This is a genomic window from Candidatus Koribacter versatilis Ellin345, assembly GCF_000014005.1.
Lineage (GTDB): Bacteria > Acidobacteriota > Terriglobia > Terriglobales > Acidobacteriaceae > Korobacter > Korobacter versatilis_A.
In genome coordinates, this window is sequence record NC_008009.1 from 473,610 (window position 1) to 499,058 (window position 25,449).

General features: G+C 56.9%; 16 protein-coding genes and 1 tRNA gene. 10 read left to right on the top strand and 7 right to left on the bottom strand.

Annotated features, from left to right (window positions below; genetic code table 11):
• The first annotated feature begins 49 nt into the window (after positions 1 to 49).
• Together ACID345_RS02090 and ACID345_RS02095 are read left to right on the top strand one after the other, a co-directional pair.
• A complete protein-coding gene (locus tag ACID345_RS02090; RefSeq protein ID WP_011521218.1) occupies positions 50 to 448 on the top strand; it encodes a carboxymuconolactone decarboxylase family protein in 399 nt (132 codons plus the stop codon).
• Positions 449 to 467: 19 nt separating this feature from the next.
• Positions 468 to 881, top strand: a complete 414-nt coding sequence (locus tag ACID345_RS02095; protein WP_148209986.1) for a hypothetical protein — start codon at positions 468 to 470, stop codon at positions 879 to 881.
• Here the strand turns inward: ACID345_RS02095 and ACID345_RS02100 are convergent.
• The gene (locus ACID345_RS02100; RefSeq protein WP_011521220.1) at positions 878 to 2,056 is read right to left on the bottom strand and encodes an NAD(P)/FAD-dependent oxidoreductase; all 1,179 of its coding nucleotides are present in this window, start codon (positions 2,054 to 2,056) and stop codon (positions 878 to 880) included. The genes ACID345_RS02095 and ACID345_RS02100 overlap by 4 nt on opposite strands.
• Before the next feature lie 127 nt (positions 2,057 to 2,183).
• Here ACID345_RS02100 and ACID345_RS02105 point away from each other — a divergent pair, with 127 nt between their 5' ends.
• From ACID345_RS02105 to ACID345_RS02120, 4 genes are all read left to right on the top strand, one after another.
• The gene (locus ACID345_RS02105) at positions 2,184 to 2,426 is read left to right on the top strand and encodes an acyl carrier protein (protein ID WP_011521221.1); all 243 of its coding nucleotides are present in this window, start codon (positions 2,184 to 2,186) and stop codon (positions 2,424 to 2,426) included.
• Positions 2,427 to 2,436: 10 nt separating this feature from the next.
• Entirely contained in the window at positions 2,437 to 4,365 is a 1,929-nt protein-coding gene (locus ACID345_RS02110; RefSeq protein ID WP_011521222.1) for an HAD-IIIC family phosphatase, read from the top strand.
• Positions 4,366 to 4,439: 74 nt separating this feature from the next.
• Positions 4,440 to 4,528 (top strand) — tRNA-Leu (locus ACID345_RS02115).
• Positions 4,529 to 4,686: 158 nt separating this feature from the next.
• Positions 4,687 to 6,597, top strand: a complete 1,911-nt coding sequence (locus ACID345_RS02120; RefSeq protein ID WP_041855354.1) for a hypothetical protein — start codon at positions 4,687 to 4,689, stop codon at positions 6,595 to 6,597.
• 296 nt (positions 6,598 to 6,893) lie between these two features.
• Here the strand turns inward: ACID345_RS02120 and ACID345_RS02125 are convergent, their stop codons facing one another.
• The 4 genes from ACID345_RS02125 to ACID345_RS02140 form a co-directional block, all read right to left on the bottom strand.
• Complete coding sequence (locus ACID345_RS02125) at positions 6,894 to 10,397, bottom strand: TonB-dependent receptor (RefSeq protein WP_011521224.1); 3,504 nt, start codon at positions 10,395 to 10,397, stop codon at positions 6,894 to 6,896.
• 243 nt (positions 10,398 to 10,640) lie between these two features.
• The gene (locus ACID345_RS02130; protein ID WP_011521225.1) at positions 10,641 to 13,064 is read right to left on the bottom strand and encodes an ABC transporter permease; all 2,424 of its coding nucleotides are present in this window, start codon (positions 13,062 to 13,064) and stop codon (positions 10,641 to 10,643) included.
• Positions 13,065 to 13,170: 106 nt separating this feature from the next.
• The gene (locus ACID345_RS25035) at positions 13,171 to 14,355 is read right to left on the bottom strand and encodes a sensor histidine kinase (protein ID WP_011521226.1); all 1,185 of its coding nucleotides are present in this window, start codon (positions 14,353 to 14,355) and stop codon (positions 13,171 to 13,173) included.
• Positions 14,355 to 15,152 (bottom strand): LytR/AlgR family response regulator transcription factor, encoded by a 798-nt coding sequence (locus ACID345_RS02140; RefSeq protein WP_049761621.1) that lies wholly within the window; start codon positions 15,150 to 15,152, stop codon positions 14,355 to 14,357. Before ACID345_RS02140 ends, ACID345_RS25035 begins: the two co-directional genes overlap by 1 nt.
• A 288-nt stretch (positions 15,153 to 15,440) precedes the next feature.
• On the opposite strand from ACID345_RS02140, the gene ACID345_RS02145 reads away from it, so the two are divergent.
• On the top strand, positions 15,441 to 16,241 hold the full coding sequence (locus ACID345_RS02145) for a LytTR family DNA-binding domain-containing protein (RefSeq protein WP_011521228.1): 801 nt from the start codon (positions 15,441 to 15,443) through the stop codon (positions 16,239 to 16,241).
• 8 nt (positions 16,242 to 16,249) lie between these two features.
• On the opposite strand, the gene ACID345_RS02150 is transcribed toward ACID345_RS02145, so the two are convergent.
• Positions 16,250 to 17,011, bottom strand: a complete 762-nt coding sequence (locus ACID345_RS02150) for a GntR family transcriptional regulator (protein ID WP_041855355.1) — start codon at positions 17,009 to 17,011, stop codon at positions 16,250 to 16,252.
• A gap of 340 nt (positions 17,012 to 17,351) precedes the next feature.
• Here ACID345_RS02150 and ACID345_RS02155 point away from each other — a divergent pair, with 340 nt between their 5' ends.
• The 3 genes from ACID345_RS02155 (at position 17,352) to ACID345_RS02165 (ending at position 23,577) form a co-directional block, all read left to right on the top strand.
• Entirely contained in the window at positions 17,352 to 20,840 is a 3,489-nt protein-coding gene (locus tag ACID345_RS02155) for a TonB-dependent receptor (protein ID WP_011521230.1), read from the top strand.
• Between the two features lie 73 nt (positions 20,841 to 20,913).
• Positions 20,914 to 21,855, top strand: a complete 942-nt coding sequence (locus ACID345_RS02160; RefSeq protein ID WP_011521231.1) for a tetratricopeptide repeat protein — start codon at positions 20,914 to 20,916, stop codon at positions 21,853 to 21,855.
• A 12-nt stretch (positions 21,856 to 21,867) separates the two neighbouring features.
• Entirely contained in the window at positions 21,868 to 23,577 is a 1,710-nt protein-coding gene (locus ACID345_RS02165) for a CRTAC1 family protein (protein WP_011521232.1), read from the top strand.
• Positions 23,578 to 23,589: 12 nt separating this feature from the next.
• Here the strand turns inward: ACID345_RS02165 and ACID345_RS02170 are convergent, their stop codons facing one another.
• The gene (locus ACID345_RS02170; protein ID WP_011521233.1) at positions 23,590 to 25,431 is read right to left on the bottom strand and encodes a glycoside hydrolase family 9 protein; all 1,842 of its coding nucleotides are present in this window, start codon (positions 25,429 to 25,431) and stop codon (positions 23,590 to 23,592) included.
• Positions 25,432 to 25,449 lie beyond the last annotated feature (18 nt).

The following is a 25,449-nucleotide window of genomic DNA, read 5'->3' on the forward strand; positions in this document are numbered from 1 at the left end:
CAGAGTGTGCGTTGAACAGATGGCAGCCCCGATTTGATAGGCTTTTCGGATGAATCCCGAACGGAAAGAACCCGAGTATCTTTTTACGGAAAAGCAGGTAGGGGAAAAGAGTGGGATTGCGCAGCGGTTCCTGGATACGCGTGCGGAACTGAACGGGATCGTGACGCAGGCGGACAACTACCTCGTAAAGCGCTTTTACAACATTGACCACAATACGTACTTGGAGGGCGCGATCCCGGCTAAGTATAAGGAGTTGATGGGTCTGGTTGTCTCCGCAGGTTTACGTTGCGATGACTGCATCAACTATCACATTATTCAGAGCTACAGGCTCGGGGCGAACCGTCCAGAGCAGGAAGAGGCGTTGAACGTCGCGCTGGTGGTGGGCGGAAGTATCGTGGTCCCGCACTTGAGACGTGCATATGCGCTGCTCCAGGAGTTATATTCTTAGCGCCCCCAACCGAGGTTTTATGAAACGGACTTTGTGCTTGCTTGCGGTCCTTGTGTTAGGCGTAGCTGTGTGTGCGCCGCTAATCGCGCAGGAGATGCCGCAGATCGATAAGAAACAGATCAAAAAAGACGCCAAGGATCGCGACAAAGAAGCCAAGAAGATGGCGAAGCAGGCGCGTAAAGAAGAGGGCTCCCAGCGCAAGGACGCTTTGAAGCAGGAGAAGGCCGCCAAGAAGCAGGTGGCCAAGGACCATACGTCGGAGCAGAAGAAGGCCTTGAAAGAAGCGAAGAAGCAGAAGAAGGACGAGAAGAAAGAGATCAAGGAAGCGAAGAAACAGAACAACGGTCTGCACGATCCGGAGGCCCCGAAGGAAAAGAAGAAGAAGGGCAAAGATAAAGGTGAGAGTGCCGCGCCCGCGGCGCCGGCGAGTTAGATGGCCTGTCCGGCTGAATAGCCGGAGGCCCATGCCCACTGGAAGTTGAAACCACCGAGGTGGCCGGTGACGTCCACCACCTCTCCAATGAAATAAAGACCTGCGACTTTGCGGCTCTCCATGGTTTTGGCGGAGAGTTCGTTGGTGTCCACACCGCCGGCAGTGACCTCGGCTTTTTCGAAGCCTTCGGTGCCAGCGGGGACGATCTTCCATGCGTGCGCTTGACGTTCGAGGTCTTCGAGGGCGTGGTTGGTCCAGGATTTCGGGAGATGACGTTCGACCCAGCGATCGGCAAGACGTTGCGCGAGAACTTTGCGGAATTCGGACTTCAATGAAGATTCGTTGCGCCCTGCGGGATGGGCGCGAAGAGCGCTCGTGACGTCCTGTGCGGGGGCGAGATCGAGGGTGATGGTTTCACCGGAACGCCAGTAAGAAGAAATCTGAAGAATCGATGGGCCGCTGAGGCCACGATGGGTGATGAGCATCTTCTCGCGGAAGTGAGCCCCGTTGCAGGAGGCGATGACGTCGGCGGAGAGGCCGGTGAGATCACTGTAGGTGGCGGAGTCTTCGTCGTTGAAGGTGAACGGGACTAGCGCGGGGCTCGGTTCAATGATGTTCAATCCGAATTGGCGGGCGATGTCATAGCCGAGAGATGTGGCGCCGATCTTCGGGATGGAGAGGCCACCGGTGGCGACAACCAGCGCGGGGGCACGATATTCGGCGGAGTCGGCGATCACGATGAATTCGTCGGCGCGGCGAACTTCTTGCACGAGAGAGTTGGTGACGATGCGCACGCCGGCGGCGGTGCATTCCGTTTCGAGAAGGTGGACGATGTCGCGTGCGGAACGGTCGCAGAAGAGTTGGCCTAGCGTTTTCTCGTGATACGGGATGTTGTGCTTCTCGACGAGGGCGATGAAATCCGACGGTGTGTAGCGGGCGAGGGCGGATTTACAGAAGTGCGGATTCTCGCTGAGGAAGTTTGCCGGCGTGGTGTGAAGGTTGGTGAAGTTGCAGCGTCCACCGCCAGAGATGAGGATCTTCTTGCCGATCTTCTCGGCGCGATCGAGGACGACGACACGGCGTTCGCGCTTACCGGCCTCGATGGCGCACATGAGTCCGGCAGCACCGGCGCCAAGGATGATGACGTCGTAATGAAGTTGGGATGGAGCGTTCACTCCATCCCATGGTAACGGTTGGGCGAGGACGCGGGCGGCGAGGTGCTTTCATTTTGAGTAGCGAAGAAAAAGCTCTTAGAATGAGACGTTTGTGCGGCGTGGGATAATTCTGCGAAGAGTTCTTCCTATGGATGAAGTTCAGATCTACGCTCGGTTGACCGACATCTTTCATGACGTGTTCGACGATGAGTCGATCGTGGTGAAGCCCGAACTTTCCGCGAAGGACATGGAAGGTTGGGACAGCCTGACTCATATCCGCTTGATGCTGACGGTGGAGAAGGCGTTCAAGATGAAACTCTCGACCGCAGAGATTGGCAGGCTTGAGAACGTCGGTGCTTTGGTTGAACTGATCCGCGAAAGGGCCAAATAGAGGTCTCACGGTGAACGCACTGTATTCGGAGTTGCGATGGCTACCGCGGGGGCCGGAAGACTTTACGCGGCAGCTTAAGAGCGTTGGGGAATCGGAAGAGACGCTCGGCAGTGCGTTGCAGAGGCTCGCGAGTTTTGCGCTGGATCTCAATCAACTGACGAAGCTCGCGAAGGTGGTCGCGAAAGCCCAGAGCGAGAAGCGGTCGCTCGCACCGTTGATCCCATTCCGCCTGGCTGTGCTCAGCAACTCGACAACAGATCTGCTTGTTCCGGCGTTGATTGCAAGTGCTGCGCGGCACGGCATCTCGCTTGAGGTGGCACGGTCTTCCTACGATCAAGCCGCGCAAGAAGCGTTGAATCCTGATTCGGAGACGAACCGGTCGAAGCCCGATGCGGTGCTGTTTGCAATGGACTATCGCGCGCTGCCTTTGAAGTTGAGCGCCGGAAATGCACAAGCGGCAGCGGAGACCGTCAACGATGCGATCGGCTACTTGCAGTCCCTACGCGACGGTGTGAAGGAACATTCCGGTGGGTTGTGTATTTTTCAGACTTTTGCACCACCGGTAGAGTTGCTTTTTGGCAGCATGGATAGATCGGTGCCGGGGACGATGCGGAGCCTGATCGATGCGATCAATCGTGAGTTGGCGGATTTCGTCAGAAGCTCCGGCGATGTTCTGCTGGATGTTGCTGGACTTGCGGAGACCGTTGGTCTCGCTGATTGGCACGATCCGCAGCTTTGGAACCTTGGCAAGTTCGCGTTCTCTGACCGTTTCATTCCGATTTACGCGGATCGTGTGGCGCTGACGATCGCGGCGATTCGGGGGAAGAGCAGAAAAGTACTCGTACTCGATCTCGATAACACCATCTGGGGCGGAGTTCTTGGGGACGATGGGATCGAGGGGATCAAGTTGGCGCAAGGCGACGCCGAGGGCGAAGCATACCTTGCGGTGCAACGGATGGCTCTGGACTTGCGGAGCCGAGGAATCGTGCTGGCAGTTTCGTCGAAGAACGATGATGCGATCGCGCGAGGGCCGTTCGAACGGCATCCGGAGATGCTGTTGAAGCTGGAGCATGTCGCGGTATTCCAGGCGAACTGGAGTGACAAAGCGACGAACTTGCAGGCGATTGCGGATGAGTTGTCGTTGGGGCTGGATGGGTTGGTGCTTCTCGACGACAATCCGGTGGAACGCGGCATGGTGCGACAACTACTGCCCCAGGTTGCGGTTCCGGAGCTACCGGAGGAGGCGGCGTTTTACGCGCGCACACTTGCGGCTGCGGGCTACTTCGAGACGGTTACGTTTGCGGCCGAGGATTTGAAGCGGGCGGCGTTTTATCAGGACAATGCGAAGAGAGCGGAACTCCAAAAGCAGGTCCGGGGCGTCGACGCCTATCTCGCTTCGCTCGATATGACGATCACGTTCCAGCCCTTCGACGCGGCTGGACGTTCGCGGATCGTGCAGTTGATCAACAAGTCGAACCAGTACAACGTGACGACGCGGCGATACACCGAGCCGGAAGTAATCGAAGCTGAGGAAGATGCAAAGGTCTTCACCCTGCAGGTACGACTCGCGGACAGGTTTGGCGACAACGGCATGATCAGCGTGGTGATTTGCCGGCCAGCGGAGGCGGGGACGTGGGAGATCGATACCTGGCTGATGAGTTGCCGTGTGCTCGGTCGTCGGGTGGAGCACATGGTGTTGCGCGAGGTGCTGCGTCATGCAAGGGCAACGGGAATCCAGAAGCTGCGTGGCACCTACCTAGCGACGGAGAAAAACGGCCTGGTTGCAGATCATTACTCCAAGCTAGGGTTCAATCAGATCGCTAAACACTTGGAGGCGGTCACGCAATGGGAGTTGTTATTGGAAAAAGCTGATGTGTCTGAAGCACCGATGAAAGTGATCTCAAGGGGATTTCCTGCTGCGCAGGAAGTGCTCCCGTAGCAGCCGGTTGTGGAATTGGCGAGTCCGCGCCCAATGTTATGATGATAGGGCGTTCCTGCAGCACCAACCTTTAAGCCGGGATGGCGGAACTGGCAGACGCAGCGGACTCAAAATCCGCCGAGGTTTACCCCTCGTGGGGGTTCGACCCCCCCTCCCGGCACCATTTTTCCTGAAAAACTAAGCTCAATTCTGCCCGGGGTCTCCATCCCAATGCGGGCGCAATCCTGTTGCATCGCTCATGCTCTCGACATACAATCACCGCCTTCCCACCGGCTCCAAGTCCCGACTTTAGTTTCAATTTCCCGTTGCGAGGAGACTGCGATGCGCAAGTTGGCAGGAATCACTGTCGTGCTGACCGTTGTATTTGCCGCGTGGAGCGCGCTGGCCGCCACACCAGCGACGATGGTCACCCCGGTTGCCGGCTCGAAGTTCGCAGGGGCGAACGTGACCTTCACCTGGAATGCGGGCGCAGGAGTCTCGCAGTACTCGCTTTACATAGGGACAACGCCGGGGGCGCACGATCTGGCTTTCGTGAGCACCGGAGTGTCGACGACGACGACCGTGAACGGTCTGCCCACGGACGGGCGCAACATTTATGTCACGTTGTATTCGCTGATTGCCGGGGTATGGCAGGGGAATCGCTACAGCTACTTCGCCTCGGGTGCCGGTGTCGCCGCAACAATGACCGCTCCGGCTGCCGGTTCGAAGTTGGCGGGCGCGAGCGTGACGTTTTCATGGAATACGGGGGCGGGTATTTCGCAATATAGCCTCTACGTCGGGAATACGAAGGGAGCACACGACATCGCGTTCTCAAGCGGCAATGTGACGTCGAAACTGGTCAACGGCCTTCCGACGGACGGACGGATGGTTTACGTCACGCTGTACTCCCTGAACGGCTCGACCTGGCTGAGGAACTACTACACATATGTCGCGTCGGGAGTCGGCGTGGGGGCGGTAATGTCGTCGCCAGCGCCTGGATCTACCTTCGCAAACTCTGCAGCGAACTTTTCGTGGACGAACGGGACCGGCGTCTCTGAGTATTCGCTTTACGTGGGGAGTACACCGGGGGCGCATGACATTGCCTATGTGAATGCCGGAAGCATCCCGTTAGCCACGGTTACGAACCTGCCGACCAATGGGTCAACCGTGTATATCAACCTCTATTCGCTGAATGGGGCGACTTGGCTGAGGAACAGTTATACATACACGGCTGCGGCCGCGCCCTCAAAGCGGGTAGCCTGGATTCCCGACTTCTACGGCGAGACATTGCAGGTGCGGATCGGCACTGGCGCCGGTGCGATCGCCACCAGCGTCAACCTGCCCACATGCAATCCGAACAGCGTCGCGGTAAACAGCGATAAGGCATACGTCGTGTGCTCGGCCTTCGAGGCGAATCCTGACAAGATCCTGGTGTACGACGCGACCGTGATTCGTGCCTCGGCGGGGGGCGTATTGGCGATTAGTCCGACGAAGACGATCACGAGCGCGCAGTTCAACTCGCTGATCGGAATCGCCTTTGACGCTGGGAACAACCTCTGGGTGGCGAGTTACGGAAACCATCAGATCAACGAGATCACCGCTGCGGAACTGGCGAAAGCCTCGCCTACCGCTACGGCGGAGTTGGTTCACTCTCCTGACAATCCGGTAACGCTCACCTTCGACAGTTCCGGAGGCATGTGGGTGAGCGGGCAGTACTCGGGCGGAATCGTGCTGCACTTCCCGAGCAGCCAGATCCACAGCGGCTCCGGCGCAACTCCTGACTATTGCCTGGCGACGACGGACCTCGGGGCGGGATGCCAGTTCGTGGACGGCATCTTCTTAAACCCGGAGGGGCTCGCTCTCTATAACGGGGACGTCTGGGTGGCGAACAACGCTACGGGAGCAGCCGGTGAGGTCCCGGGACGACAACTCGTGGACTTGAAATTCAATGCCGGGAACGTGACGGTGAACGGTACGTTCGGTGATCCAACTGCCGCTGCGAAGAGCCCGTTCGTCTGTCCGGGCGGACTGTTCGCGGGAGCAATCCATCTTTGGATCAACGACGAGAGCTATGCCGAGGCGGATCCGCAGTGTGGCGCCATGGGCGACGTATCGGCTGCAACTGGCGGTGTGTTTGCGTTCACGCCGGCACAACTGGCCGCCCGGAGCACGTCCACGAGCCAAGTGCTGCCGTATTCCGGGGTTACCGGAAGACCAGGATTCGGGGGCATTTTTGTCGAGAAAGACCAGTAGCACTAAATCTTGTGCAGCACTGATCGGTAGTTTCTCGCAAGCATGGGGGAAAGCCCGTCCATCCATCGGACGGGTATGCTGCGAGTTTTGAAACGGCCCTCGTGTGCACCCCTTGATGCATCTCAAATGATGCGATTCAAAGTCCGCCGAGGTTACCTCACGTGGGGGTTCGCCCCTTCCCCGTACCAAGTTGTCAGCTCGATCAAGCCGCTTTCGCACCGATTATTTAGCATGTCTAGCCTAAATGAAAAGGGGACCCCGAATGGGGTCCCTAAGTACTACAGGCCAAACGCGACTTAGAAAATGAGCTTAAGCCCGAGCTGGATGTTGCGAGTTTCGTCGAGAGCGTTACCGTAGCCACCCTTTACAGCCTGGATGTTCCGTCCCGCGCTTAGGCTCGAGTCTCCATTCGCTGCTACCGACATGCCGAAGACATCAGCATTCGTAGTGAGCAGGTAGTAATTGTGGTTGTTAAACACGTTGTAGAATTCGCCGCGGAACTGCATGCTGAAACGCTCGGAGAGACGGAAAGTCTTTCCGATGACCGCGTTGAATTGATGGTTCCCCGGGCCTACGAACTGGTTACGATCGGTGTTTGGACCGTAGCTGCAACCCACGAGGCTGCCAACGGTGGGACAGCTGGACAAGCCGGTCGCCGGATTGATCGGCAGATCGCCCCACGAGACGCCCGTGCCAGCAACGGCGCCCGGAGCAGTGGTTTGACCGAGGTTCACGAGAGTCATATTGTTGGGATCCCACGGCAGACCCATGTAGTTGAAGACGCCGCCGCCAACATAGCTGTTGCGATTGGCAGAACCGTCCCTGGAAGTTGCAGCTCCGGGAATCCAACGGCCATCGTTGTTGAAGGCGTTGGTTCCGTCGAAGATGCTGTAGGAATAACCGGTGTGGTAGCTGAACAGCGGCGACAATGACCAGCCGTCCACAACTTGCCGAAGCACGCTGTTGTTTACTTTCTTGCCCCACGGCACTTGCCAAACTGCGCTGACGACGAAACGGTGGCGTGCGTCGTATTCGGAGTTGCCCTTGTCGAGGACTGGGTCAAACGGGTGAACGTAACCAAGTTGGAATGGGCCGTTGCCCGCCTCACTGAACGTGTTGCTGAGGTTATCGAGTGAGTGAGACCAGGTCCAGTTGAAGTTCAGCTGAAGACCGAGGTTGAACAGGTTGTCGGTGGTGAATCGGGTATTCAAGCCGCCGTAGGTATTAAACCCGTTCGCCGAGCGATAGTTGATTGCCGAGTACTGCAGGTTCGTGCCAGTGAGTCGGACGCTGTCGGGATCGCCGAAGAAGGCGTATCCCATACCGGCGCCGGAAATATTGGCGATGTCGTACAGATGTACGCCGTGAGCCCCGGAGTATTCGAACGCGAGAACGCTGTTCTTTATTACTTGGCGTTCAACTGCGAAGCTCCAGGATTCCGTGTATGCGGTCGGAATGTTCTGGTTTACCGCGCGTAAACTACCCGGCCGCAGGTACGGATTGGCTCCGCTCCCAGGTGCGAGAGGACCGAAGTTATCCACCGAAATCGGGGCAGCCTGGATCATCACGTACTGTCCCGGAGGATTCTGAATTACGTTGAAGGTGACGTTGCCGAAGTTGCGTTCGTAACTGATGCCGTAGCCGCCGCGGATCGCGGTTTTCCCGTCGCCGAAAACATCCCACGCGAAGCCAACGCGCGGCGCGAAGTTATTGCGGTCGGGTGCCCACAATCCGCTTGTCGGACCCTGGCCGGCGAGCTGAACGGAACCGTTGCGGATTTGTTCGAGAATGCCTGAGCCCTGTCCGAGGTAGAAGTTGGATTCGGGGCTGGTATCCACGTTGTGCTGTACGCCGTAGTATTCCCAGCGTAGGCCGAGGTTCAGAGTGAGCCGAGGCGTGAACTTCCAGGTGTCCTGTGCATACCACGCGCCGTCGTTGTAGTGATTGTGGCGCGTGAACGAGGGTGAGCTGACCGGCAGCGAGACTTTGCAGGAATCGAGTTCCTGATAAGCGCCATCGGTAGTGTAAGGACATGGGAATTTTCCTTGGGGATCGACCGCAACCTGGTAGCGCTTGGTATTACCTGCGACGAGTTGGTCGAAGGCATCCCCGACATCGAAGGCATTATTCAGATACGCGGCGGCGCCTTCATAGGCTCCGAAGGTGCGGTTGTCGCGGGTGTGAATGTACTGGCCTCCGAAGCGGAGTTGGTGCTTGCCTTTTGTCCAGGAGAGGTCCTGGTAAAGCTGGTAGAGGTTCTGCGGACCGCCGTATGGAATCGAGTTGCCGGGAGTGCTCGGCGAGTAACCGGGGAAGAGCAACAGTCCGCCATTGATGGTGGGCAGGCCGAAATAGTTGGAGTAAAGCGTCGGGCCAACCGGCGCAGTGGAGAACGGTTGCGATTCGTTCAGCCGGTTGTAAGCAATTTTGCTCTGGCTAACGAAATTCGGGCTGAACACGTGCGTCATGTTGATGAGCACGTTGTTACGGAAGAGAAGGTCCGGAGTGTCATAGCCGGAATACGGGCTGAAGCTGATGTATCCGGGGAAGTAATCCTGGCTCTCGAGAGCATAACGGCCGAAGATTGTGGTTTTGTCGGTCGCATTCCAATCCACGCGATTGACCGTTGAATACGAGTTCTGGGGAGCGCCACCGCCGGAGTTGCCGGCGATCTGGTAGGAAACTTTGTCCAGGGTTGGAGTTGAGTCGGCCGGCCCTGTGCTGGTGGTGTGTGGCGTTTGTGCCCACGTTTGAACGTCGAGGACGTCCAGGTTGTCCTTGCGAGCACCGTAGGCCTGGAAGAACGCCTTGGTGTTGTCGCTGACTTCCGGAGCTGCGAGGAACGCGGGATCAATGATCGTCGCGATGTTGTTGTTGGTGCTGCGAACGCGCGTCCACTCGGTGCTGGAGAAGAAGAATAGTTTGTTCTTCACCACCGGACCACCGATGGAATAGCCAAACTGGTTGCGTGTGAAATGTCCTTTGTCGATGCCGTTTGCGTCGTTCTCCCAAGAGTTGGCGGCGAGAGCCGAAACCCGGTTGAAGTCATAAGCGGTACCGTGGAAAGCGTTGGTGCCCGACTTGGTGGCAACGTTTACGACCCCGCCGCCTGCGCGGCCGTACTCCGCCGTGAAGTCGCTGGTGACAATGCGGAATTCCTGCACTGAATCGAGAGGGACGTTCTGCCCAACTGCGGCGTCATAGAGATCGACATTCTCGCCGCCATCGAGCAGGATATCGGTCGAAGCCGAGCGCTGGCCGTTGATCGAGAAACCAGTGCCGCGCACGAAGTCGGTGGTGTCTTCCACCACGTTGCCGGCAGTGGCAACGAGGTCATAAGCGTTGCGCGTGAGAGTTGGCAATTCCGCAATCTGCTTCGCGGTGACCACGTTGGACAACGTCTGCGATTCGGTATTCACCTGCGCCGCTTCAGTTTCGGCGGTGACGTCCACGGTTGTACCGGCTGACGTCACTGCGAGTTGCGCCTGCAGATCATTTCGCGAGCCGACGCTGACATCCAAGCGACGGGTGAAGCGCGCAAACTTCTCTGCTTCGACAACGACGTCGTACGCAGAAGGTTTCAAGTTCGTGAATGCGAACGTCCCGCTCTGGGTCGTCGTAGATGTACGTGTCGCGCCGGTATTCACGTCGGTGATGGTGACTTTGGCGCCGGCCACGATAGCTCCGGATGGGTCGGTCGCTACGCCGGTGACCTGACCGGTATCAGCCTGCCCAAAGGCGAAGCCAACCACGGCAAAGCACAGCAGCAAGAGCGCGACCACTCGACTGCAAGAATTCATTGCTTCCTCCAGCCCGCACAATGCGGGCTTGAAGAAGAGTGCAGGGCGATGGCCGAAACGAGTGGTCGATGTCGCGAGTGGGCGATGTCACGTTTGTGGGTTACGAAACGCGTCTTGGTGGGGATGAACCGCGATTCTCCAGCCGATGAAAGCCGCGACCGAATGGAGTCGCCGATGGTCGGGACCAATGAATTTGACGAGGGACGAACGCGAAATCGCGGGACGAATCGGTTCGTCCTTGGGTTAACGCAGCACAATAATGGGATCAACTGAAAGTGCACGGCGAGCCGGAATCAAAACTGCCAGGACGGCGACCGCGCTTAAGATCACGACCGTCTCGATCAATGTGCGTGGGTCGAAGGTTCCGATGCCGAAAAGGATCTCTTTGAGGAATCGAGATAACAGAAGGGATCCTGCTAAGCCAATCACCAAGCCGATAGCAACCAGGCTCATACCTTGCTTTAGAACCAGAGTGAGAATGTCCTTGCGCATCGCGCCCACCGCGAGCCTTAGCCCAATTTCGTAGGAACGCTCGGCCACCCAGTAAGCGATCACTCCGTAAATGCCGACGCTGGTGAGGAAGAGAGCGATCGAAGCGAATGCGCCAGTCAGTATTGCGGTAAGGCGAGATTGGGTTACAGAGTCGGAGATCACCTGGTTCATCGTCGCAACATTCGCGAAAGGGACATCGGGGTCGAGCTTTGCCATGATGCGACGAACCGGCGGGGCGAATGCGGACAAGTTGGTGTGAGACCGCAGGACGAGAGTCATGGTCGCCGCGGATGCCTGCGCGGCTGGGACATAAAACTCCTCGCTTACGGGTGCTCCCAAACCATTTGCCCGCACATCGCCGATGACTCCCACGATTTCGAGCGGGATTCGCTCACGGGAAGGAACCAAATGACGGCCGATGGGGTCGACGTTCGGAAAATACTTTTTCGCAGTGGATTGGTTGATGATCGTGACCAGTGATCCGTTGAGGTTGTCGTGGTCCGTGAAATCGCGTCCAGCGAGCAGTGGGATGCGCAAGGTTTTCACATAGGCGGGACTCACCATGCGATAGGCAATTACCGGATCTTTGCCGATGCCCTGGCATACGGTCCCTTCGGGACACACATACACGCTGAAGCCAAAGCCACCGATAGGCAATGCGCTGATGACGCCGGCAGCATCGACGCCGGGAATCGCACGCGCCTCTTCGAGAAGTGCGCGGTAAAACTCTCTCTGCTTTTCCGGCGTGTTGTAGTGCGAGGTGGGAAGGTTGATGGTGAAAGTCATCACGTTCTGCGGGTCGAAGCCGGGATGCACGCGAGCAAGGTTGGCGAAGCTCTTGATGAGCATTCCCGCTCCCGCGAGGAGAACCATGGCTGCAGCGACTTCACCAACAACCAGCACCAAGCGTGAGCGGCTTCCCTTTTGGCCGGTATTTGCGGTGCGGCCTCCCTCTTTTAGCGGTGTGTAGATGTCGGGCCGGTATATCTGCACAGCAGGGATGATGCCTATAACGACGGTTGCGAATGTGCTTAAAAGAATTGCGAACAGGACGACGGTGGGATCAAGCCCAAGCTCTTCCACCCGAGGCAGCGTCCCTGGCGGCAACATTCGCAAACCCTTGCCGCAGGCAAGCGCGATGACCACGCCAAAAATACCGGCGAGATAGGAGAGCACCAGACTCTCCGCGACGAGCTGCGTGGCAATCCGCGAGCGCGACGCTCCGATCGCCTGCCGAATCGCAATCTCTTTTCGTCTCGTAGTGGCACGAGCAACAAGCAGGCCCGCGATGTTCGAGCAGCCGACAAGCCAGAGGAATCCGACGGCGATGAGCAGCGTTAGAAGCGTAGAGCGGATCTGCCCAACGACGCTTTCCTTGAGTGCGACGACTTCCAGAGTAAAGCCACGCCCATCTGCGAAGCCGGGATTGTCCGCCTCATAAGCGCGCGCGAGAGTGCTGAGTTCAGATTGCAGCTGCTTTATCGTCGCGCCTGATTTCAGCCGGCCATGTACGCTGAGGAACGCGGCGCCCGAGCGGACCCGGGCCGGAGCAACGGTTGGATACTCGAAGACCCGTGGGACCCAAACCTCGGGCGCAGGTTGCACAAATGGAAATTGAAACCTGCGAGGGAGAACGCCAATTACTTCGACGCTACGGCCGTCGAGAGAGATCGTTTTCCCGAGGATGTCGCTTGATGCATTGAAGCGGGTCCGCCAGAAGTGATCGCTGATTATTGCGACCTGTGCACCGCCTTCACGTTCTTCCTGCGGAAGAAACGAGCGGCCCATCGCCGGAGTTACATCGAGTGCTTGGAACAAACTTGCCGTCGCATGCGCAGCAGGCAATTCCTCAGGAACACCGTTCGTGCTGATGCTCAAAGTAGTGGGGAAATAGGCGCCGACGCTCTCGAGGAGCTTCGACTCTTGCTGCATGCGCTGGAACTTGGTCCACGAAGTGGGAATTCCCGTGATCTGCCGTTCAGGGCTACCGGTCGTAATGTTTACCAAGCGGTCTGACTCGCGATAAGGCAGCGGACGCAGCAGAACGCCATCCACGATCCAGAACATCGCAATGTTTACGCCGATGCAGATGCTTAGCGTAAGAACGGTCGCGAATGCGAAACCAGGACTGCGTTGTAGGATTCGAACTCCGTGACGAATCTCCTGCGCAAGCATTGCTTATTCTCCGATCGCGTCAAGATCAAGTATTAGGCGGTTCAGCAAGCATTCCCCAGCGCACCATGGGATGGAATCCGGAGTTTCGAGTGCAAGTTGACGTGCGTCAGAGGGCGGCATGTACCTGATCAATCGTTAAGTTAGGAGAAACGGCCGCTGTTCGGAGGGGAAGAATGATTGCAACTTCAACGCCGCCTTTTCCGTCTTCCTCGATCACGAAAGAATGATCGCCGCCGTACATCTGGTTGAGCCGTTCGCGAATATTGCGAATTCCTACGCCGCTATGTCCCGGAGGCCGGAAACTTGGCGTACGCAAGCTGCCCTTGTTGCGGACGGTGAGCCGGAGCGTTCCGCTGAACACGATCGCCCGTAGAAAAAGTTCGCCGCCTTCCACCTGCTGCGAAACGCCATGAATCACTGCGTTCTCCACTAGTGGTTGCAGGATCAAAGGAGGCACAAGTGCTTGTTTCGCCTCCTCCGAAACGCTGCGAGAGATCCGTAAACGATCTCCGAGGCGAGTTTTTTCAATCGCAAGATACCTATCTACAAAGTCGAGCTCGTACTTCAGCTCGGTTTCGTTGACGTCGGCCTGTTGCAAAGCCATGCGAAGCAAATCGCTGAGCTGCGCCATCATCTTGTCGGCTGCATCGATGTCGAAATGCATTAACGAAGTGATGGAGTGCAGGGTGTTGAACAGGAAGTGCGGGTTCAACTGGCTGCGCAGGAATTGGAGCTGGGCCTGCGCGAGTTGAGCATCCAACCGCAGTTTCTGCATCTCGTTCTCGCGATATTTCTGGTAATAGCTGCACATGTACGCGATCGCGAGTACGGGAATGTAGGTCGTCGAGGTATCGAGGAACCACGCATACGACATGAAGCCATAGAACAGCATCCACGTGAACTTCTCATAGGAATCGGGCGAGACGTGCAGTGGAAACATCAGGTAATGCTGCGCCGTGTTGGCAAATGCGAAGAAGATGGATCCCGAAAGGTGAACCATCGTCGGCTTCAGAATGCGCCGCGGGGAAAAGGGAAATTTGAGAGCAAGGTAGTAGATTCCGGGGGTGAGCACCATTCCGAGAAGGTTGTGCAGGAACACATCCTTGAACATCATCCAGAACGGAAGGGGGCGTCCCTGGGAGATGCGCATCGGATACACCGTGATGACCTCGAGGAAGCTCAAGACCAGCCAGGAGATCGCGTTGACTCCCCACACTAGTGACCAGTTGGTTTTCTCTTTCGAGGCAGAAGCCGCGTGCACCTCTTCCGACGTGATGAGGCTCAGAGACATCAAAGCCGCTCGCGAGTGATGGAGGCGATCGCCATGCGATACGTGCGGCTGCAGGAAAGTTCTTTTCCGCTCTTCATCACCACCACATGCTCGCCACTGTTACAGGGCTGGAGTTCCTTAATCCGATTGACGTTCACGATGATCGAACGATGGACGCGGATGAATTTGAGAGGATTGAGCCGCGTCTCGACGTCGCGAATGGTATTGCGCACAGAGTGCACCACGTTCCCGCCGCAGTGGATGTGGACGTAATTGGAAGCCGCCTCAATCCACTCGATTTCGTCCTGCTCCAGGAATAGTACGCGTCCGCCGCTCTTGAAAACCAAACGTTCTTCGGGGTTGCGCCCATTCTTTGGCAGAGTCTCGATCAGCTTCGCCAGCCTTTGGGTCCATTCCTTGTCAACCGGGCCCGCAGCCTGAACGCGAGCCTTTTCGATTGCGCGATGGAGGCGTTCCTGGTCGAAGGGCTTCAGTAGGTAGTCGGCGGCATGGAGGTCGAATGCCTTGATTGCGTACTGGTCGTATGCGGTCGTAAAGATGATGCAGGGACGGTTTGCTTCGGGCAGGCGATCGAGAACTTCGAAACCGCTACCGCCCGGAAGCTGAACATCAAGAAAGATGACGTTAGGCTGCAACTTCCTAATTTGAGCGACGGCCTCATCGATGTTTGCCGCGTGGCCCATCACACGAATGCCAGGCTCGCCATCGAGAAGTTTCTTGAGCTTCATAGTCGCGAGGGGTTCATCTTCTACGATGACCGCGCGCAGTTCCAAGTCGACGACAGGATTGGTTGCCACTTCGACTCGCTCCCTCCCGAGTTGCTCGAACCTTATCCCAGCGAAAACACGAAGTAAATCCGGTGCACTGGAATGAGGGACGAGCGGCGAACTATCAGGGACAGAAGTTGCTGGTTGTGAAGCGGATGCCGCGCGGAGCGCGATTTTCTGCTGCATCGAGCTTGAACTGTGCGTTTTCCGTTCTTTACGGCCTGCGCGGTTATTGGCAGCGAAAATGTGTCACCTCGCCCCAAAGTGCCTCCCAAATCCTCACTTCGTTCGTACATTCCAAGCACACCGAGGAACACCATGGCCACGTCATTCGAAACAGCAGGGATTATGGAGCGACAACAGAACCTTCGCGGCATCCGTGTCGTGCTGGCGTGCAGCGAGCTGTTAAATTGCGCAGCACTGAGACAGGCGCTCGACCAACAGTTGGACGTTTGCGTGGTCGGGAATGCAACCGACTGGCCTACGCTCGTCTACCAGATGAACGAGTTCGTTCCAGAACTAGTGCTGGCCGGGAACGATCTCGTCTCACGGGCCTTGATGGAGTTTGGTGGACCTTTCCCGCTGTTCGTTCGGCTCGGAGATTCCAACCCAATCGACTCCTCGAGGGTGATCGCTACCTTGCCCATGTCCGCTTCTCCCGAGCAGATCTTCGAGACGGTGCAACAGATGAAAGTTGCCGTCCTGGAGGCGAAGTGGATGGACGTCATGCAAATGCTTCAGGCATGCCGGCCCGATGTGGTCGCTCGGCGATATTCGGACCTCATTGAGATGACCGGCAAAGACAGTGTCACCAGAGTCCATGCCGAAGACATCCGGTGCATTACGGCGGCGAAGAACTATGTTCGGTTGGAAACCACGTCTGGCGAATTCCAAACTCGGGCGCCGATTTCCGAGATCGGTGCGCGGCTGGACCCGGCGAAATTCATTCGAATCCATCGCTCCGTGATCGTAAACAAGCGTGAGATTGCGTCAGTCCTGCGACGTGAAGGCAATTGCGTGGCGGTGACACTGCGCAATGGAAAGAGATTTCGCATTGGCAGTACATATCGTCACGCGACCACTCAGTTGTTCGACGGTTCGACCGAAATCGCCTCCTGATCGCGAGATCAGCGCACCCGCCTCACGTATACCGTGTGGAGTTCCGGACGATAGAAGCCTAGTCCGTAAATGATCGGCAGGCCGTCGGACGCGTGAATGAGTTGCCGGATTCTCAGCAGGGGAGCATCGCGCCGAATTCCTAGCAGCACTGCCTGCCGTGCCGATGCAGTGGTGGCATCAATCTCTTCGTCGGCATAATTCAACGGATGCCCGTATTGTTCGGCGACGGTCGCGAACAGAGACTTCTTCTCGGCGTGTTCACGGCGAAGCTCAGGAAAGGCCTCCGCGGAGACGTAGCAGGTTTCGATTGCGAAGGGCTCTTCGCCGCCGATTCTCAAGCGCTGAATCTTGACCACGCGTGCATCCGTCGGCAGAACGAGCTGTGCATTCACGTGGGGCTCGTTTTCACAGAACTCGAATGTGAGTACCTTCGACCTCATTCGAACCCCATGCTCACTCAACTGTTCGGTCAGCCCGCTAAGCCGATTGAATTGGATCCTCGGAGGAGCAACGTAAGTTCCTGCCCTCGGGCGGCGGTGGACCCTCCCGGCATTCTGAAGCGCCAGGACAGCGTGGCGGGCGGTCATCAGACTCACACCGTAACGCTTCGCCAGGTCTCGCTCTGAGGGCAGGGCATCGCCTGGCTGAAGTTCGCCAGCTTCCATGCTCGCGAGAAGCGCTCCTTCGATCTTCTGATACGCCGGTATTTCGGATTGCCTGCCCCTGCGCATGAAAAACGCCTCTCGCCGCAGCGCCAGAATAACGTTCATCTAGCGAATTCTGCTATATAACAGTGCTTAACGGTCTGCAAAGAACTGTAATCCATTTGTCAAGGCGTCACGTAAGCGCCACCATTCATCCCACAAAGAGCAGGAACTCACATTAAATCGCATCAATCGTGCGACAAACGTGATGTCTGAATACGATATAGCCAAGAAGTGCCGGTTTCAGTTCCTCAAAAAAGAAATAGTGCAAATCGATTATTTTGTGTTGCCGGGTGCCTCAATGTGATATATAGCATTTCATCCTGAGGATGGCGCTAGTACACCCGTGCGTGCGTTCACCAGAAAACGTCCTCTCGCTTGTGACAGTTTTTCGGAGGGTACTGCAATGAGTTGGCTCAACAAAGTTCGCCTGGTGGGGTGTTTGCTGTTCCTCTCCCTGCTAGCGGCAAATTACTTAGAAGCGCAACAGGTGACTGCTGCAATTACAGGCACAGTTACGGACCCGGCCGGTGCGGCGATCAATGGCGCGACAGTTACAGCCAGAGACGTAGAGCGCGGCACGGTGACAACCGTCAAGACAAATGATTCCGGCGTCTTCAACTTCCCGCGCGTAGCGATCGGTACATATGAAGTGCGCACCGAAGCCAGCGGCTTCGAAATCGCAGTGCAACCGCCGTTCACGCTGGTGCTGAACCAAACCGCGCGTCTAACCTTCCAAATGAAGATTGGTAAGACGACGGAAACCATGGAGGTGAGTGCGGAAGCGCCCCAACTCCAGACCGACACCACCCAGGTCAGTACGCTGATCGACGCGAAGACGAACGACAGTCTCCCGCTTGCCACGCGCAACTTCATCCAGTTGACGCTGCTATCCCCGGGCGCTCTGTCGGTAGATCCGCAGAGCATGAACACGGGATCGAACGTCGCGGAAGAAGGCGGCCGTCCGTACATCAACGGCAACCGCGAGCAGGCGAACAACTTCCTGCTGGATGGAATTGACAACAATCAATCGTCCGAAAACCTAGCGGGCTTCACACCGTCACCGGATGCGATCGCGGAGTTCAACGTAATTACCCAAAACGCGCCGGCAGAATTCGGAAACTTCAACGGTGGTATCGTCAGCGCCACCATCAAGTCTGGAACGAATTCGTTCCACGGAAATGTGTTCGAGTTTTTCCGCAACGACATTTTCAACGCAAACAAGTGGGAAAATGGATTGCATAAGGGAGATCCCGCCTATTTCAACGCGGACGGTTTCGACAGTAACGGTGTAGCCTTTACCCCGAAAGTGCGTTGGAATATGTTCGGGGTAACCTTCGGCGGACCCATAATCAAGAACAAGTTGTTTTTCTTCGTTGATTATCAGGGCGGACGCCTGGATCACCCGTCAACCGCAGGTACGTTTGGCGTCTTGACGCCGGCTCAAATCGGCGGCGATTTCTCTAGCCTGCTAAGCCTTTCGACCCCGGTTCAACTCTACAATCCTTGCGCAGCGGGAACCGGCGTTTCCGGAAATCCCTGCCAGTTAGTCCCGGTGGCAAGTCGCCAGCCATTCGCAGGGAACATCATCCCATCGAACATGCTGGACCCGACCTTCGCCGCGCTCACCACCAACAGCCTCTATCCGAAGTCGATCGCGTCGGATCCGACCTCTGGATTCGGGTTGGCCTCAAATATCACGGGGCAACAGTACAACACCGACCAAGGCGACCTGCGACTCGACTACAACCTAAGCCAGAAAGATCATCTTTTTGCGCGCATGTCGAAGGGATACCAAACCGATCCTTCGACAAACAGTATTCTGTTGCTCGGCGACACCTTGAACCAGGCGTGGCTCAACAACTTCGCCTTCAACTGGGACCACAATTTCTCTCCCAGTCTCCTGAATGAAGTGCGTTTCGGCTTGAACTGGGTGAAGTTCACGAACGGAGCCCACACCTTCGATAGCTCCGTTGGTCAACTCGGTAACACTATTGGCATTGAGAATGGAAATCCGGGCGGGATCGATGGCCTCCCCGCGATGTCGTTCGGCGGTGGCGGGATTACGAACCCAGGCGTCGGTTCAATCCCGACCATCGGCTCGGCCAATGTAGTTGAAAACTTCGCGTCGACGGTAACGCAGTTCGACGACGTTCTGGAGTACACCCACGGCCGTCACGTGATCAAGGGCGGCTTCCAGATGAACAACTATCGAATCAATGTGTTCTACAGCGGAAACGGCGGCGAACTCGGTCAATTGCTGTATGGAACGACGTACAGCTCGAGCCTGGATGCCGGCGGTACGCCGGTCGGCGGAAACGGCGTCGCCGATTGGGCGTTAGGTCTCCCAGAACTTGTCGGCCGTGGAACCAGCACTGGAGGTTGGCATCAGCGCGATTGGCTCTATGCCGGCTTTATCCAGGATGACTGGAGAATCACGGACTCCTTGACGCTGAACCTTGGTCTGCGTTACGAAGCCCGAACTCCCTGGACCGAACTCAATGATCGGCAGGTGAACGTCAACGTCGCCTCTGGCGCGTTGGAATACGCTGGCAATACCCCGGTCGTAGGGGTGGGATCGAACGGTTTCAGCGAGGGCCTATACGACTCTTCCTACGGCCTTTCCGCCTTCCAGCCCCGCTTCGGCTTTGCCTATTCACCGAGATCCATGGACGGAAAGTTTGTTGTCCGCGGTGCGTTCTCGATTTCTTCCTATCTTGAAGGAACGGGGACCAATCTGCGCCTGACGCAAAACCCCCCCTTTACTCCGGCGCAGGTGGAAGCCAACAATGCCACCACCGGAATGCCCTACACTTCTGCAACGGGATTCACGACGGCAGCACCTCCGGGAGGCGATCCCTTCCAGAACGCGACGATGTTGGCGTGGTCTGGAACAGTTCAGCCAGCGGTAGCCAAGCAGTGGAATTTGACCGTGCAGCAGGAACTAGCGAAGAACCTCACGCTGCAACTTGGCTACGTCGGCCAGGCAACACAGCACTTGATGGTTCCCGAATGGTTGGTACAGGGCGTCCTGAACGGGGATGGCTCCGTAACGCCCAGCGCTTTCGCAGGCGGTACGAATGCTGACGGCACCCTCGGACCCAACCACTTCGGCAACGTAAAGGACACGGCTTCCAACGGCAGCATGAACTACAACGCGCTGCAGGCGGTGCTGCAACAACGCTTCAATCACGGTCTCGATTATCAGATTTCGTATACCTACAGCAAGTGCATGACGAACAACGACGGGTACTACGGAACCTGGGGAGCGAACACCGAAACTACTCCGGCTGCAAACTACTGGCAAAACCTCTACGACCCGCAAGCCGACTACGCGCAGTGCTATTGGGACGCTAAGCACGTGATCAGTGCCTACGCGACTTACGAACTGCCATTCGGCAAGGGTAAACAGTTCGGCGGCAACATGAATCCGGTCCTCAACGCGGTTGTTGGCAACTGGCAGATTGCTCCGATCGTCTCGTGGCACACCGGTTTCCCGATCGCGCTTTATGGCCCAGACAACTCTGGAACCAATTCACCGGCTGCTCGTCCAGATTGCAACGGGCCGGTGCAATACATCCAGCACACGGTGGATGGCGGCTATCAATGGGTGAGCCCGAGTGCGTTCTCGGCAGCTCAGCCTGGAACCTTTGGCAATTGTCCCGCCCAGGGGCCAGTAGTCGGGCCACACTACACCGATGCCGACATCAGCATGCAGAAGAACTTCCCGATCACGGAGCGCTACCGCTTGCAGTTTAGGGCAGACTTCCTGAATGCCTTCAACCATCCGAATTTCGCGCACCCCGACAACACCGTGGGCGACACGACGTTCGGACTCATTACCGGAACTCAAGACGCGAGACAGATCCAGTTCGCGTTGAAGTTCTACTTCTAACGCTGTACCGACCCCGATGTATTATTGGGCAGGATCATCCTCGATCCTGCCCGTTTTTTGTGGGGACCATAGAGTGAGAACGCTCATCGGCTTCTGCTGTCTTCTGATTTCTGGTGTCAATGTGCACGCGCAAGCCGCATCGAATAGCCCCGCCAATTCGCCTGCATCGCCCAAGGCGGCTCTTCGTCTGGCGCAGGAAGGGCATTGTAAGGAGGCGTTACCGGCGCTGAAAAAGGGCCTCGCTAGCGCGGCAAAAGACGATCATCGGGATCTCGCGATGGCTGGCGTGCGCTGCGCGATGTTCATGAACCAGCCAGAGAGTGCGCTGGAATTTCTACGTGTGCTTGAACGCGAGTTCCCGAGCGATCCCGACACGCTTTACCTTCTTGTTCATACCTACTCCGATCTCTCAACCCATGCCGCAGCAGAGTTGGCGACAAAGCATGGCAACACATACCAGGCTCGCGAATTGAACGCAGAAGCGCTGGAGTCACAAGGCAAGTGGCAGGAGGCGGAGAAAGAGTACAAGACGATTCTCGAGGCGAACCCTAAAGCCGTTGGAATCCACTTTCGCTTAGGCCGATTGCTTCTCTCCGCGCCGAATCCGCCAGCCGATATGGCGGAGCAAGCAAAGAGAGAATTCGAGGCAGAACTCGCGGTCGATCCCACAAATGCAGGCGCGGAATACGTGCTTGGCGAGTTGGCGAAGACAGCCAATTCCTATGACGACGCAATCCAACACTTCTCCAAAGCCACCAAACTCGACCCCTCTTTCGCAGCCGCGTATCTCGGTATTGGAACGAGCTTAGTCGCGCAGAAAAAATTTGCTGAAGCTGTGACGCCGCTCGAAACAGCGGTGAAGCTACAGCCCGCTAATCCTGCTGGCCACTACAATCTCGCAACCGCCTATAGTCGCACCGGACGCAAAGCAGATGCCGACCGCGAGTTCGCGATCCATAACGAGATGATGCAACGCAGCGGCGGCGCTTCGGCGCCCGTCCAGCAGCCGCAGTAATGGTGTTTCATCTTGCGTAAAGTCTCCCGTCGCGATTTCCTTTGCAGTTCAGCTACGCTAGCCGCATACGCGGGCCTCGGCCGATATGCCTTTGCCGCTCCGACGACAACCTATCCGTTTGAAGAGATCAGTCCTGAGAAAAGCGGCATCCTCTGGAAGCACGTTGCCGGGCACTCTTCCGCCAAGTACCTCCCCGAAACCACCGGCGCCGGTTGCGCGTTTCTCGATTACGACAACGACGGATGGATGGACATCTACCTGGTGAACAGTGGGAAGTCTGATTTCTATACGCCCGCGCAACCCATACGCAATGCGCTCTATCGCAACAATCGCGACGGCACCTTCACCGACGTCACCGAGAAGGCCGGTGTCGCTGGCGGCGGATATGGTCAGGGCGTTGCAGTCGGCGATTACGACGGCGACGGCTACCCCGATCTCTACGTCACGCAGTACGGTCGCAGCATCCTCTACCACAATAATGGCGACGGCACATTTGCCGACGTCACGGAGAAAGCTGGCGTGGCTGCGCCGGGTTGGGCATCAAGCGCCGTGTGGTTCGATTACGACAACGATGGCCGTCTCGATCTCTTTGTCTGTCGTTTCGTCGATTTCAGCAAAGATAAAAACCTGCCCTGCGAAGCCGAAGGCAAGCCGGGTTATTGCGTGCCGCGACTCTACAAGCCCATGGCCAGCTACCTGTTCCATAACAATGGCGATGGAACGTTCACCGACGTCAGCAAGTCTTCTGGAATTGGGAACTTTCTCGGCAAGGCGTGGGGAGCGGTCGCGACCGACATCAACAACGACGGCAAACTCGATCTGTTTGTTGCGAACGATACCGTTGCAAACTTCCTGTTCGCTAATCGCGGCAATGGCAAGTTCGAAGAGATCGGCACGATGGCAGGAGTCGCATACAGCGACGCTGGCCGCCCGCGCTCAGGCATGGGTGTAGATTCCGCCGACTTCGATCAGGACGGCTGGATGGACCTCTTCGTTGCCAACATCGACCACGAGCGGTTCTCACTTTACAAGAACAACAAAGACGAAACGTTCGACGATGCAGCAGAGAAGACAGGCATCGCGATGGCAACGCGACTGATGAGCGGCTGGGGCCTGAAGTTCTTCGATTACGACAACGATGGCAATCTCGACCTGATTCTCTGCAACGGAAACCCCGACGACCTGATCCAGGTCTATCACCACGATGTCAGCTACGAAGAACCGCTTCTCCTTTTTCACAATGAGGGCAACACTCTGCGCGATGTCAGCGCCGAGAGTGGGCCTATATTTTCTAAGAAGATGAGCGCGCGTGGCCTCGCGCTCGGAGATTTTGACAACAACGGCGCAGTGGATGTGCTGATCTCGATGAACGACGGCGCACCGCTTCTGTTGCGCAATGCCGTGGGGGACAAGAACGCCTGGGTCGGGATTCATCTCAAAGGCAAGAAGGCGAATCCGGACGCGATCGGCGCACGCGTCACCTACAAAGCTGACGATCTGACACGTACCCGGATGATTGTCGGCGGCGGCAGCTTCCTTTCCGCGCAAGATCCGCGACTCGTGCTCGGATTGGGTGCACGCAAAAAAATCGATTGGGTCGAAGTCCGCTGGCCCGCGCCGAGCGGACTGGTAGAACGCTTTACAGATCTGCCGCTCGGTCGGTATACAACCATCGTCGAGGGCAGTGGAAAACAAGCCCCTCCATCCCAGCCTGCGCGCTAAGTACCCGGGTGATCAGCGAGGCGAGGTGTTGCCCGTTGAAACCGCAAGCAAATACCACGACGCATGTGGCAGCCACTGTTCCTGCCAACGCCAATCGTTGTCGGCCCCGGTCTGTTTGTACGTAAGGTTAAAGTCGATATCGTCTTCGTCGCGGAAGCCGCTGGTAATGCCGTTCGATATGCCGCCCGGGGCATTGGTGAATTCCCAGGAATCGAAAAACAGGTACTGCGGATTGTTATGGCCGACGCCGTTCAACATCGAGGAATCGAACGGATTCAGTCCAACGATCCAATTGAGCTGGTTCAGAGCATACGAATTGAGTTGCTTCGCGAACTCCGGATCGTCGGTGAATTGAAGCGCAGCAAGTCTGGCTGCTGAAGACAAAGATGCGAGCCGCGCATTTTCGCCCTGCCACCACGGTGCCGCATCGCTGTTATGTGGGAAGAAGAAGCTGGTGCGACGGGCGCCGGTTTTGTCCTGAACAAACTCTCGGGCATAGCCAAAAGGATTTGGGACCTCACGCGTAGTCGCAAGCTCGAAAGCGAGCGACTTCTTAACCGTTTCGAGAACCTTTGTGCGAGTTTGCGCGTCGGTAACCTCCGCGTAGTACAGCAAGCTAACCACAGGAAGACCGGCATCAGACGCATGAAAAAAGGGACGATCATGGTCGTCGGCGCGCCAGTAATTCTGGTGCTGACCATCGCTCGCCAGGCGCGACACTAGGCTTGACGCGCGGCGATCAGCTGCTTCCTTGTATATTGGCTTCTTCGTTGCGCGGAACAACTCAGTCGCTGCGGTGAGTGCACAGTAATCGTCAACGATGTTCTCTTTGCCATCGTTGACCATTTTCAGGTTGTTCTTCTCAAGGTAAGCGAAAGCGTCTTCGGCAGCCTTCAGGTAATCCGCATTCTTGTATTCACCTGAGATAGGAGCAGTGCTAGCCATCGCCAAAGCAGCGATCGCAATGCCGCCGCCAGAACGATAGCTAACTTCGTACTCAAGATCGTTGTTCGCCTTCTCAATCATGTCAGGACGCTTGTCGTTCGACTGGTAGATCGCGAACTTCTTCATCTCGCCGGCGACCTTGCGCTCTTCGGGCACCTGCTTTACGCCGCCCGTCGAAATTGAGCGATAGAAAGAACCACTCGGATCTTTTACGCGCACGAGATAATCAGCACCAAACATCGCTTCGTCGAGAATGCGGTCTTTGTAGCGTGTAACCTCCGGGAGTCCCCGCCGAGTGAGTTGCCCGTAGCTCTTTAGCAGCGAGTACACGACGAGCGGGATCTGCTGCGGATTGAAGTAGGTTGAGAATGAGAGGTGCGACAGATGCTTCCCGTAATCGCCTGTCGCGTCCCACCAGCCACCATGCGCATCGAGAGTGCCTTGCTTCGGAGGATCGAAGGGCAGGTGACTGTCCGCCTTGTCCATTGGTCCCGAACTGCGTTCGTCTTTGAAGTAGTACAGGACATCAGAGAGAGTGCCTTGTTCCAGGAGATTGGCTTGAACGGCAAAGGGAAACGATCGCACTGCGCCTCGCGATGAGGCGCACTCAATGTAGTAGTGGCCTTCCTGCGTGAGGCTGTCGAAGTCCAATGTCCAAAAATACCAATCGCGCCACTTCTTCACTGGGCCGACCGCCACCGCCTTTATCGGCGCAACAACTCTGTCGTCGGTTGAATTCTTGATCGAGCATTCGGAAACACGGTCACCGGCTTTACCGAGAACGACAGCATGTTTCGCACCTGTGGTCTCATAACCAACGTGATCGGTTAGAACCTTGAGATCATTCGCGCAAAACGCAGACGCACAGAGAAGGAGGAGGACAGATGACATCTTCGCAGCGTGAAGCATAGGGTTCCTTGGAATAGG

What these genes read in the sequence shown, in the direction of transcription:
- ACID345_RS02090 (WP_011521218.1), top strand. Translation starts at nt 50, where the DNA reads ATGAATCCCGAACGGAAAGAACCCGAGTATCTTTTTACGGAAAAGCAG.
- ACID345_RS02095 (WP_148209986.1), top strand. Translation starts at nt 468, where the DNA reads ATGAAACGGACTTTGTGCTTGCTTGCGGTCCTTGTGTTAGGCGTAGCT.
- ACID345_RS02105 (WP_011521221.1), top strand. Translation starts at nt 2,184, where the DNA reads ATGGATGAAGTTCAGATCTACGCTCGGTTGACCGACATCTTTCATGAC.
- ACID345_RS02120 (WP_041855354.1), top strand. Translation starts at nt 4,687, where the DNA reads ATGCGCAAGTTGGCAGGAATCACTGTCGTGCTGACCGTTGTATTTGCC.
- ACID345_RS02125 (WP_011521224.1), bottom strand. Translation starts at nt 10,397, where the DNA reads ATGAATTCTTGCAGTCGAGTGGTCGCGCTCTTGCTGCTGTGCTTTGCC.
- ACID345_RS02130 (WP_011521225.1), bottom strand. Translation starts at nt 13,064, where the DNA reads ATGCTTGCGCAGGAGATTCGTCACGGAGTTCGAATCCTACAACGCAGT.
- ACID345_RS25035 (WP_011521226.1), bottom strand. Translation starts at nt 14,355, where the DNA reads ATGTCTCTGAGCCTCATCACGTCGGAAGAGGTGCACGCGGCTTCTGCC.
- ACID345_RS02145 (WP_011521228.1), top strand. Translation starts at nt 15,441, where the DNA reads ATGGCCACGTCATTCGAAACAGCAGGGATTATGGAGCGACAACAGAAC.
- ACID345_RS02150 (WP_041855355.1), bottom strand. Translation starts at nt 17,011, where the DNA reads ATGAACGTTATTCTGGCGCTGCGGCGAGAGGCGTTTTTCATGCGCAGG.
- ACID345_RS02155 (WP_011521230.1), top strand. Translation starts at nt 17,352, where the DNA reads ATGAGTTGGCTCAACAAAGTTCGCCTGGTGGGGTGTTTGCTGTTCCTC.
- ACID345_RS02170 (WP_011521233.1), bottom strand. Translation starts at nt 25,431, where the DNA reads ATGCTTCACGCTGCGAAGATGTCATCTGTCCTCCTCCTTCTCTGTGCG.